The organism is Enterococcus hailinensis (assembly GCF_045862035.1).
GTDB classification, from domain to species: domain Bacteria; phylum Bacillota; class Bacilli; order Lactobacillales; family Enterococcaceae; genus Enterococcus_A; species Enterococcus_A hailinensis.
In genome coordinates this window covers 56,109-67,143 of the sequence record NZ_BAAFRV010000013.1, presented here as the reverse complement: position 1 = coordinate 67,143, position 11,035 = coordinate 56,109, and the positions used below count along the sequence as shown (strand labels likewise).

The 11,035-nt window shown below is 36.4% G+C and carries 8 protein-coding genes, 1 rRNA gene and 1 pseudogene; 6 read left to right on the top strand and 4 right to left on the bottom strand.

Annotation, left to right across the window (positions count from 1 at the left end):
• Positions 1 to 11: 11 nt before the first annotated feature.
• Both rrf and ACKTSC_RS10065 read left to right on the top strand, forming a co-directional pair.
• A 5S ribosomal RNA gene (gene rrf, locus ACKTSC_RS10070) occupies positions 12 to 127 on the top strand.
• A gap of 65 nt (positions 128 to 192) precedes the next feature.
• Positions 193 to 747 (top strand): histidine phosphatase family protein, encoded by a 555-nt coding sequence (locus ACKTSC_RS10065; RefSeq protein WP_407857510.1) that lies wholly within the window; start codon positions 193 to 195, stop codon positions 745 to 747.
• Here the strand turns inward: ACKTSC_RS10065 and ACKTSC_RS10060 are convergent.
• The 3 genes from ACKTSC_RS10060 to ACKTSC_RS10050 all read right to left on the bottom strand — a co-directional run bounded on the left by ACKTSC_RS10060 (position 727) and on the right by ACKTSC_RS10050 (position 3,401).
• Positions 727 to 1,632 carry a lactate/malate family dehydrogenase gene (locus ACKTSC_RS10060; RefSeq protein ID WP_407857509.1) on the bottom strand — a complete coding sequence of 302 codons (906 nt, stop codon included), beginning with the start codon at positions 1,630 to 1,632 and terminating at the stop codon, positions 727 to 729. The two genes, ACKTSC_RS10065 and ACKTSC_RS10060, sit on opposite strands and share 21 nt — an antisense overlap.
• Before the next feature lie 85 nt (positions 1,633 to 1,717).
• On the bottom strand, positions 1,718 to 2,161 hold the full coding sequence (gene nrdI / locus ACKTSC_RS10055) for a class Ib ribonucleoside-diphosphate reductase assembly flavoprotein NrdI (protein ID WP_332580322.1): 444 nt from the start codon (positions 2,159 to 2,161) through the stop codon (positions 1,718 to 1,720).
• An 88-nt stretch (positions 2,162 to 2,249) separates the two neighbouring features.
• Positions 2,250 to 3,401, bottom strand: a complete 1,152-nt coding sequence (locus ACKTSC_RS10050) for a hydroxymethylglutaryl-CoA synthase (RefSeq protein WP_332580321.1) — start codon at positions 3,399 to 3,401, stop codon at positions 2,250 to 2,252.
• A gap of 224 nt (positions 3,402 to 3,625) precedes the next feature.
• Between ACKTSC_RS10050 and ACKTSC_RS10045 the strand changes: the two genes are divergently transcribed.
• The 3 genes from ACKTSC_RS10045 (at position 3,626) to ACKTSC_RS10035 (ending at position 9,198) form a co-directional block, all read left to right on the top strand.
• Entirely contained in the window at positions 3,626 to 6,043 is a 2,418-nt protein-coding gene (locus tag ACKTSC_RS10045) for a hydroxymethylglutaryl-CoA reductase, degradative (protein ID WP_407857508.1), read from the top strand.
• A gap of 486 nt (positions 6,044 to 6,529) precedes the next feature.
• Positions 6,530 to 8,698, top strand: a complete 2,169-nt coding sequence (locus ACKTSC_RS10040) for an LPXTG cell wall anchor domain-containing protein (protein ID WP_407857507.1) — start codon at positions 6,530 to 6,532, stop codon at positions 8,696 to 8,698.
• 59 nt (positions 8,699 to 8,757) lie between these two features.
• On the top strand, positions 8,758 to 9,198 hold the full coding sequence (locus ACKTSC_RS10035) for a hypothetical protein (RefSeq protein WP_332580318.1): 441 nt from the start codon (positions 8,758 to 8,760) through the stop codon (positions 9,196 to 9,198).
• 38 nt (positions 9,199 to 9,236) lie between these two features.
• On the opposite strand, the pseudogene ACKTSC_RS10030 reads toward ACKTSC_RS10035, so the two are convergent.
• Positions 9,237 to 10,304 (bottom strand): annotated as a pseudogene (locus ACKTSC_RS10030) (endonuclease/exonuclease/phosphatase family protein).
• A gap of 127 nt (positions 10,305 to 10,431) precedes the next feature.
• Here ACKTSC_RS10030 and ACKTSC_RS10025 point away from each other — a divergent pair.
• Positions 10,432 to 11,013, top strand: coding sequence for a GNAT family N-acetyltransferase (locus ACKTSC_RS10025; RefSeq protein ID WP_332580316.1), 582 nt, complete (start codon positions 10,432 to 10,434; stop codon positions 11,011 to 11,013).
• Positions 11,014 to 11,035: the final 22 nt, after the last annotated feature.

Sequence of the window (11,035 nt, the reverse complement as noted above, 5' to 3'; positions counted from 1 at the left end):
CAAACAAATAGTGTGGTGGCGATAGCGAGAAGGATACACCTGTTCCCATGTCGAACACAGAAGTTAAGCTTCTTAGCGCCGATTGTAGTGAGGGGTTGCCCCTTGTGAGATTAGGACGTCGCCACGCAATTGTAACTATTCACTTTGTGGATAGTTTTTTTTATTATATGAAAAGAAATGGAGAGAGTTAATTTGCTTTATGTAGCTAGACATGGAGAGACTGAGTGGAATGAAAAAGGTATTATTTCTGGTCGTAGCGATATTGATTTATCAAATATTGGTTATCAGCAAGCAAAATCATTGGCCGAGGAAGTTGAAGAATTAGAAATTCTAATTACTAAAGTCATTCATTCTCCTTTAAACCGTGCTAAAGAAACAGCTCGCTTAGTTGCTGAAAAAAATAATTTATCCATGGTAGTTGATGAACGTCTGATTGAATTGGATTATGGAATATATGATGGTACTAGTGATAAACAAGTGGAATATCTTCAAAATAGAACACAGTTTGCTTTGCGTTATCCTGAAGGAGAATCACTGATGGATGTTTATGCTCGAGTGGTTCCTTTGCTAAAAGAAATTGAAGAGGATCCAGAGAACGTATATTTATTGGTATGTCATAATTCAGTTATCCGAGCTATTAAAAATTATTTTGAACCTTTAAAAAATGAAGAAGTTTTTGAATACCGTACGCCAAATGCCAAATTAATAGAATTCAAAAATAAAAAGTCAGATAGTAGAATACATTGAATGAATAGTTTCTATCGTATGATGCCATTTTTCTTTTTCTGATTCAGAAATTGCAAGAGTATAGCTCTCATCAAGGCCATTCCTAGTTATTTTAGCTGGCGAACCAACATAGCATTTCTCATCTGGATGATAATGAGTAACAGGAACGATCAGACAGTTATTATTTAAGATAGCTTGAGTAATTTTTGCTGCCTGGATCGCTATGCCGTAAGAAGTATAGCCTTTTCCTTTGAAAGTAACCCAGCCACCGTTACGTGCGTCTGTATCCAATTGTTTTAATACTTGATCATTTAGTAAATCTTTAATTGGGCATCCAGCTATTTGAACAGTAGACCAAGCGACAAACTGACTTTCTCCATGTTCTCCGATGACATAACCAGAAATTGCAGATGGATGGATATTTAAGTATGTACTAACTGCATGTTTCATTCGGCTAGTATCTAGAGAAGTTCCTGTACCAATAACTCGTTCTTTAGGAAATCCAGTTAATTCCTGTAAGTACTGTGTGACAACATCACAAGGATTGGTGATATTTAAAATGATTCCCGAAAAATTAGCAGCTTTAATTTTAGGAGCCCATTCTTCAACAATTTTTTTTGTTAAATTTAATTCCGCGAATCGATCAGGGTTACCTTTAACAAGAGAGATATCCCCAGCTGAAAAGATGATAACGTCAGTATCAGCTAGCTCAGATAAATCGGGAGCAATTATTTTTACTTGATGTTCTTGTTCCATCTGTCCATCAAGTAAATCATTTATTTCAGCTTGAATTAGATCTCTATTTGAATCAAACAGTACTAATTCATCAATAATATTTTTTGAAATCAGGGTATAAGCAGTAGTACTACCGACATGACCTACACCAATAATTGCCACTTTTTTCATTTCAACACGCCTTTCGATGGATAAAAGAGTTTTTTAAAGAATGCGCTAAAAATGATAAAAAGTCAATAAAACAATGAGGGGAAATCTAATTTAAGTTTTTCAATGCTTGATACACTCGTTGACAATCGACTTTAGTTCCACGAAGTTCATAATCAGCAATAAATGGAAATCTAAAAGTTTCACTGTATTGTTTGGCAGTTAAACAGTACTGATAATTAAAGTTTTTATTGCCACTGCCAACGACACCTAAACAATTTTTGTAATTATCTTCATACTCTAAATAATCTCGCATAGCTTCAGTTAAAATTTCAGTATCCCCATTATCGACCCCATTACCACCTTCGAGATATGTAGGAACAAAAGTGAAAAAAGGGTCATTTTCTATTTCAAAAGGACTATTATCAGAAATTTCTTTTGAAGTTATCAAAGGATTGGTTGCATCCAGTTGATGCTGTTCTTCAGCATAAATAGCTAAATTTTTTACAAAAGCACGAGTATTTCCTGAAATCGATATATATAAAATATTCATGAATAAATTGCCTCCTTTAATAAATGAATTATAGCATGAATAATAATTGAAAAAATATAAAAAAAGACAGCCGTTAAGCTGTCTTTTTTTACTTGTTATAGTAGCGAATGAAACCTTTTGTTTTATTGATAGCAAAAGGTGTAGCATCATTAAAATGATATTCTTTTTCTTCAACGGGTAATTTCTCGCTAAACATTTTTTCATAAGCCTCAATCGTCAATGCTGTCCGATCAGCTAATAAAGCTTTATTTTTTTCAACGGTCAAATAGTCTTGGTAATTTTCCATCAAAGTCATTGAAAAGAATTCACTGACTGCGCCAGAACCGTAGCTGAACAAACCAATCCGATCACCACTCGTTAATTTACTGTTGTCTAATAATGAAATCAGCCCTAAGTAAAGGGAGCCTGTATAAAGATTACCCACTTGACGGCTGTATAAAATCGCTTCATCATAACGTGCTTCGAGTCGTTGTTGTTCGATTTCATCCATTTCAGGAAAAATCGCACGTAAAGCTTTACGCCCCATCTTTGTATAAGGTAAGTGGAAAGTCAGTGCAGCGTAATCAGAACTTGTCGTATGATTGATTGTCTTATTTTGCTCCCAAATACGGGTAAAAGAGTCGATATAGATTTGATTTGATAAATGGCCATCGACTTCAGGATAATCATGTCCAGCAGGTCGCCAAAAATCATAGACATCTTCTGAATAGAAGACACTATCGTCATTGAAGGCTAAAATATGTGGGTCATTTGTCACTAACATAGCCACTGCTCCACAACCTTGTGTTGGTTCGCCACCAGAATTCAAACCGTATTTGGCAATATCTGTAGCAATAACTAAAACCTTTCTATCTGGATGAAGGGCTACATAGTCATGAGCCTGTTGTAATGCAGCAGTACCTCCGTAACACGCATGCTTGATTTCAAAAGATCGAGCGTAAGGTTGAATAGCTAATAAGTCATGGATGATAGAAGCAGCTGATTTTGAAAAATCGGTGCTAGACTCTGTCCCGACAATCACCATATCGATGCTTTGTTTGTCTTCATCAGTCAATATTTTCGCAGCAGCACTCGCTCCTAGTGTGACGATATCTTGTGTGGCAGGAATGATCGCCATTTGATCTTGTCCTAAGCCAATGTGAAATTTATTAGGATCTGTTTCACGCGCATTGGCTAAATCAGTCATATCTAAAAAATATTCTGGCACGTGAAAACCAATTTTATCAATCCCTATCTTCATATTGCTCCCCCTAAATTCTATTTTAAAATCCATTTTTTATGAATCTTCATTTTCATTTTATACAGTTCTTTCATTTGTACTTTATGTAAATAAAAGATATTTTATCCCAAAAGTAAATATATCATAGAAAGGTTATAATTAGGTAAGTTTGAATCTTAAGAAATTATAAAACTATCTATGCTATACTTATGCGTGATTTTTAATGAAAAATTGGAGGTGCCCCGTTGGAAGAAGTAGTCATTTTAAGTGCAGTTCGAACACCAATCGGCAAATATAAAGGTAAATTAGCTAGTGTTTCAGCTGTAGAACTCGGTACTATTGTAATAGAAGAAGCCATCAAACGTTCGGAGCTAAAACCTGAGCAAGTGGAACAAGTATTTATGGGAAATGTTTTACAGGCTGGAAATGGACAAAATGTTGCTCGTCAGTCGGCTATAAAAGCTGGGGTACCGCAGGAAGTACCAGCAACCACAATCAATGAAGTTTGTGGATCAGGAATGAAATCGGTAATCTTCGCGATGCAGCAAATTTTATTAGGGGATGCCAAGGTCGTAGTTGCTGGCGGTACAGAGAATATGTCTCAAGCACCTAAAGTTACAAGTTTTGATTTTTCAACCCAAGAATGGCAAGAACCAAAATCAAGTATGATTTATGATGGTTTGACAGATGCTTTTAGCGGTAAGCATATGGGCTTAACAGCTGAAAAAGTAGCAGTCGAATACAGCGTTACACGTGAGATGCAAGATCAGTATGCATTTGACTCTCAAATGAAAGCAGCAGCAGCTCGTGAAAATGGAAAATTTAATTCTGAGATCGTAGGAGTTCCTCTTAGTGATGGAAGCCTATTTACAGAAGACGAAGGAATTCGTGCGGATACAACGTTAGAAAAAATCAGTTCTTTAAAACCAGCTTTTAAAGAGGATGGTGTCGTCAGTGCGGCGAATGCTTCAACTCTTAATGATGGTGCTTCTGCAGTAGTATTAGCTGCTAAATCTTATGCAATTGAACATGATTTAGATTATTTAGCAGTTATTGAGGGATATAGTGAAGTTGGTATCGATCCTAGTATTATGGGGGTAGCACCAATTTTTGCGATCAATAAATTGCTGGCGAAAACGGATTATTCAATTGAAGATATCGACCTATTTCAAATTAATGAAGCCTTTGCATCAGCCTCAGTCGCTGTTTTGAAGGAGTTAAAACTACCGGCTGAAAAAGTAAATGTCTATGGTGGTGCGATCGCCTTAGGTCATCCGATCGGTGCTAGTGGTACACGCATCGTAACAACGCTATTATCTGAGTTGTATCAAGAAGATAAACAACACGGGATCGCCAGCTTATGTATCGGCGGAGGGCTTGGTTTAGCATTGATGCTAAAAAAGTCTGAATCTCAAGAAAGAGCAAAAAAAAAATTTTATCAGATGACACAATCTGAACGTTTAGCTAAGTTAGTCAAAGAAAATCGTCTCTCAGCAAAAGAGGCAGCACAACTGAGTATGGACACAGTGCTACCTGCTAAAATAGCGAATAATTTAATTGAGAATCAAATCAGCGAATGCTCTATACCATTGGGTTTAGCACAAAATTTTATTATTAATGGAAACCCAAAACTTATCCCAATGGCAACGGAAGAACCTTCTGTAATCGCAGCAGCAAGCAATGCGGGCAAAATCGTTGCAGCTGCCGGCGGTTTCAAGACTAGAGTGGTCAATCAAGAAATGATCGGTCAAATCGTTTTACGAAATGTCGAAGAAGCGGATTACTATCGTCAACTAATTTTAAAAAATGAAAAAGAGCTGTTTAAGGTAGCTGAAGAAAGCTATCCATCGATATATCGGCGTGGTGGTGGACTACGGTCTTTAGCCATTAGAAATTTTGAAAAAGGCTATTTATCGATTGATTTATCTGTTGCCACCTTAGATGCGATGGGTGCCAATATTCTAAATACGATCCTCGAAGCGGTAGCCCGAGAAATTCAACAGATGTTACCAGATGCAGAAGTTTTGTTTAGTATTTTAAGTAACTATGCTACGGAATCAATAGTAGAAGCTACATGTGAGATTCCACTGGATGTTATTGGAGAAAATGTTGCAGAAAAGATTGTTGCAGCTAGCGAGTTTAGTAAATTAGATCCATATCGTGCGGCAACACACAACAAAGGAATCATGAATGGAATTGATGCTGTCGTATTAGCAACTGGAAATGATACGCGAGCAGTCGCGGCAGCTGTCCATGCTTATGCAGCGCGTAACGGCCACTATCAAGGATTGACTGAGTGGTGGATAGAAGGAACAAGATTGTATGGCAAGTTAGCTATTCCTATGAAAGTCGGAATCGTAGGCGGCGCAACAAAAGTCTTGCCTAAAGCTCAAACGAGTTTGAAACTGCTAGATATAAATAGTGCAGCTGAACTGAGTGAAATCATTGTTGCTGTTGGACTAGCTCAAAATTTAGCAGCAGTGAGAGCTTTAGTGACAGATGGTATTCAAAAGGGGCACATGGCGATGCAGAGTCGTTCACTAGCAATTACTGCTGGAGCTAAGGAAAATGAGGTTGCTGAGGTCTCAAAGGCTTTAAGAAGTGCCCAGCAAATGAACTTAGCTGAAGCAGAAGCGATTATAAAAAATATTCGACAAGGATAGTTAAAAAGTAGGTAGGATCTGTTTTTAGATCTTTCCTACTTTTTTTGTATGCAAACATTCAAATAATTTATAAAAAATAAAAAAATTCTATTTATGGTTTTCAGAAAAAATAAGATTGGTATATCTCTATATTTTTATTTGTTTATTAATTTTAACCTCGCGTTATTTTTGTTATCTTATTTAATTTTTATTTTTGAAGGGTAAATATTTAATTTGATTAATAATACTGATAAATAAAGGTATTTAGTTTTAAAAAATAAATTTAAAAAGAGAACTTTATTAAGCGATGTAAAGATGATATAATCCATAGTGTTATTAAAAGGGTTGTTTTAATTTTTTAGAAGGTCGATTTTATACAGAATTGGTTGGGATTGAAAATAGTCATTTCAAATGTATGGTTGAAAACTGTTGAAGGGGTATGAAACCAATAATTTTGAAGACTATTGGGCAAGTGATGTTGGAGTTTAAAAAAAGGAGAGATAAAATTTGAAGAAAAAAGCTTTTTTACAATCATTAGTTGTTTCAGCAACATTAAGTTCTATGGCAGCGGCACCATTAACTATACAGGCAAAAGAGGTTTCTCCGATTAAAGTAACGCAAAAAATGAAAACGCTTATTTACGTATATGATGAAAAGAAATACATGGAATTGGAAAATGCAGCAATTGCTGCTATTCAACAAGCAAAAGAAGAGTTGTCAGCCACAAAAGACAAAGTAGTGGAATTAAAAGCGGCAGAAAAACAAGCCATCAAGGATGCGAAAGAAAAAATTCGCGCATTGAAAGTAGAATTAGCAGCAGCAAAAGAAAGGATTCCAGAGCTTTCCGCAGCGCTAGAAACGGAAAAACAAGCCTTAGCAACAGCGCAAAAATCGCATGATGATAAGGTGCGAATGGCCGAAAACGAATTAAAAGTTATTGCAGAAAAAATTGCAGAAAAACAAGCTGCAGTCGATGATGCAAAATCAGCCTTAGAAAAAGCTCAAGCTGATTTTGCAAAAAAACAAGCTGAACATGATGAACTAGTAGCAAAAAAACAAAAAGAGATCGAAGATGCAAATGCCAAAGTTCAAGCTGCAGAGGAAGCACATCAACAAGCGGTGGATGAATTTTATGAATCAGAAAGACTGATTCAAGAAGCAGAAGTCAATCTACAAAGAGTTATACAAACTATCAATGCTCAAGATGGAATAATTGCGGATGCAAATGCAACAAAAGACACGGCAGCAGCGGCAGTAGATGCAGCTCTTGTAGCGTTTGAAGATGCACAAGCAATAGCTGATGATGCCCAATCAGCAGCACAAAGGGCACAACAAGTTTACGATGCGTTACTAGCGTATGTCACTCCGGAAATTAATGCACTTGAAGAATCTAAGTCGCAAGTAACACAAAAAATTACAGAATTGACAGCTGAATTAACTGGAATGACCCCGGGTGATCCGAATTATTCAGCTAAACGAGCTGAATTAGATAATGCTCACAACGAGTTAGAACTTATCAATTATCGTTTAATGACATTTAATACGGCGATTTCTACCGAAAATGATCGAAACGCAGCTGCTCAAGCTGCTGCTGCAACTGCGGAGGCAGCCAAAATCAGTGCGGAAAATGATTATCAACAAAAAATAGCTGAAAAACAAACGACCGATCAGGCTATGAATGAAAAAATTGCTCAAGCTCAAGCAATTAAAGATCAAGCAAACCAGCTGATTGAAGAAGCTGAACAGTTACGTGAAGCGGCTTATGCGAACCAAGTAGCAAAAATTGCCGATATGAATGAAGCTCAGGATGTATTAGAACAAGCACGTCAAAATCAAGTAGCTGTTACAGCAGAAGCAGAAACAGCAATCGAAGAAAGTTCTGAAGGATTAGCAAACTTACAAACTACAATTGATGAAGCACAAGCAAAAGTAGGAGTCAAAGAAGCAGAATTAACAGAAGCAAAAGATTATTGGCAGCCATTTATTGAATTTTCTGAAGCGACGATTGCCGAAGCTCAAGCAGAACTAGCTGAGCAACAAGCAAAATATGATGCGGCTGAACAAGCGCTTACAGAAGCAAATGCCGAGATTGAAAGAATTGAAAAAGAAATCAAAGAAATCAAAGAAAACTTAGTAGCTTTGAAAGAAGAAATTACCGAAGCTAAAACAGCAATCAAAGAAAAGACAATGGAGTTAGAAGCGGCAATCGATTACTTAGCAGGTTTGAAAGTAGGCTTCAATGATATCAAATTGACCCAGCAAAAGAATCCAAATATCGGTAAAAGTGAAAGTTACCAACAAGGTTATGAATCAGGATTCGCATTAGGAACGACAGAAGAACCAAAAGAAGAACCAAAAGAAGAACCAAAAGAAGAACCAAAAGAAGAACCAAAAGAAGGAACTCCAACGGAAAACAAAGATTCTAATAAAGGAACAACTATCGTGACACAGAATAATAAACAAAATACTGGTAAGGGTAACAGCAATTCAAGTAGTGATACGGTAGCAACAATTGCTAAAAATAGCTATATCAAAGAATATAAAAAAGTAAAGGCTGATTCGACAAAAGAGCTGCCTCAGACTGGTGAAGCAGAAAGTCTAGCAGCGACCTTAATGGGTATGGGGTTGATCGGACTTTCAGGTGCTGCCTTATTGAAGAAAAAATATTCTATTTAGGATAAAAATAATCACTGTGGCAGATTGCTTCAGTGATTGCTTTTTTATGAAAAGGAAATGTGACTAAGACAATGAAACAATCTCCTGAGCAAATCAAAACGGAAGATCAGTTGTTCATGAAGAAAATTCAAGCAAGGATCAATCTAAAAATAGCAGAATTAATCTATAGTACGGAAGAGACGAAAGAAATTTATCGTCAAAAAGTAGTTGAAAGTGATTCCTATTCAGAATTAGATGATCTAGTCAGAATAATTGATGATGGTGAATATCAATTACAAATGATCCAACAAAAATTATTTGAACAGTTGCGCTCTTATATCTGGAAAATTCATGAGCTAGATTATTTACCGTTAAAAGAAAAAGCATTTTGGACAGAACAATTGATCAAAGCAGAATTAGCTGAAGAAATGACAACTGTTTACTGCAAAGCTTTAGATGCAGAGAGAGCCGCAAAAAACAGTCGGACAAATGGCTGGACGATCATTCGGGATAATCAGTAAAAAGGACATTCATTAATTTTGAATGCCCTTTTTTATTATTATTTAAGAGTAAAATCTAAGTAGATCGGATTATGATCAGAGTAACGAAACTCCATATTTTTTACATGGATATCATCCACTGTGATATTGTCAGAAAGAATGAAACCGTCGATCAAAGTGGTCATCGTTTTGCCTTTTTGATAGGGCTCATTTAGGGCACGTGCTGAGGGAATTTTTTCCTCTGCCAAGTTTCCTACCGGGATTTGAAAACCGTCAGGTAATTCCTTTTTAGTAAAAGGATGTGTCCAAGTCTCTCTTTTTTTACTTGTATGAAAAACATCAGGGCTATTGCCTAATACGTCATGGTTATAGTCTCCAGCAACCATCACATAATTGCCTTTTTTGTATTCTGATTCCATCACAGCAAAGATTTTTTTCAACTGAGCTGTTTGGATAGAACGATCTTTCGTAAATGCAGATAAGTGCGTATTGATTGCAATAAATTCGCGACCATTAGCAACAGGTATTCGGCTTACTGTGAAGGCCCGGTCTAAATCAAAGAATTTATTGAAATTTGTTTCAATAGGTAAAGAGTATCTCTGACTGCTAGTGATTTTCGCTTTACTAAGAGTGACTAATCCGGAAGAAGCTTTGCCGATGGGTTGGTCAAAGGGATAGAATAAATAGGCAGAATCATAATTTTGTCCATATAAACTATTGTAACTGTTTAAATGCGTTTTTAACCACGCAACTTCGTCAACATGTTGTGAACGGTCGCCATCTTGATCTACTTCTTAATAAAAAGCGAGCGTCGGGTCAAGTTCCTTCGTTGTTTTGACGATTCCTTGCATGTTTTCTTTCACAGTTTTTTTATCGTAAGCTCGAGAATAGTCGCCGCCATCCATAAAGAAACTGTAACTTGGTGGATAAGAGCCATAACCAATATTATGACTCATTGCTCGATATTTTTTTTGTGTTTTTAACGTTGTTTGATTTTGATTTTCGGGTTTCAGAGTCAGATCATCGGGCAAACGATCGTAACTGATAAATAGATAGAGCAAGTAGCCGCCCACGATTAAAACGACTACCAATAAACAGGTGAGAATAATCTTTAGTCCTTTTTTCATTTTCTTTCCTCCCGAAAGTATCATAGCAAATCTTATCTAAATTATATAGTCAGGTGACTTTCATAAAAATAATTCTCGTGTTACACTATAAAATAGATATTAATGTTATTAAAAGAGAGGCATTCAAATGATTAGATTTGCAAAAAAAGAAGATGGCGCAGCAGTAGCCAAATTAGTATTGGTTATTTTAAAAGATATGGAATTAGATTTCTTAGATGAATTCGGAGAAGAAAAAGCATTAGAAGTGATTGCTGCCTGTGTGGCTGATCCAACATATCGCTATGGCTATGCTCGTGGACTAGTAGAAGAAATTGATGGAGAAATCGCAGGGGCCGTGTTTGGCTATCCCGCAACACAAGAACCGATCATTGATTTGCCATTGGAAAAATACTTGGCTGCTCAAGGATTAGATGAAAACATCAAAATGTTTATTGATCCGGAAGCATTCCCGAATGAATGGTATTTAGATTCGATTGCAGTAGATGAAAGATTCCGCGGTCAAGGAATTGGTTCGAAATTATTGACAGCAGTGGATCGCTTAGCAACACATGAAGGACAAGAAACGATTGGGTTGAATGTTGATCGTGGAAATCCTAATGCTAAACGTTTGTATTTACGTGATGGATTTAAAGATGTGGGTGAAATAACGATCAGCGGGCATTTGTATGATCACATGCAACGTAAAGTAAAACCTCGAGATCGAAGTTAAAAAAACAGCAAAGCCAAATTGG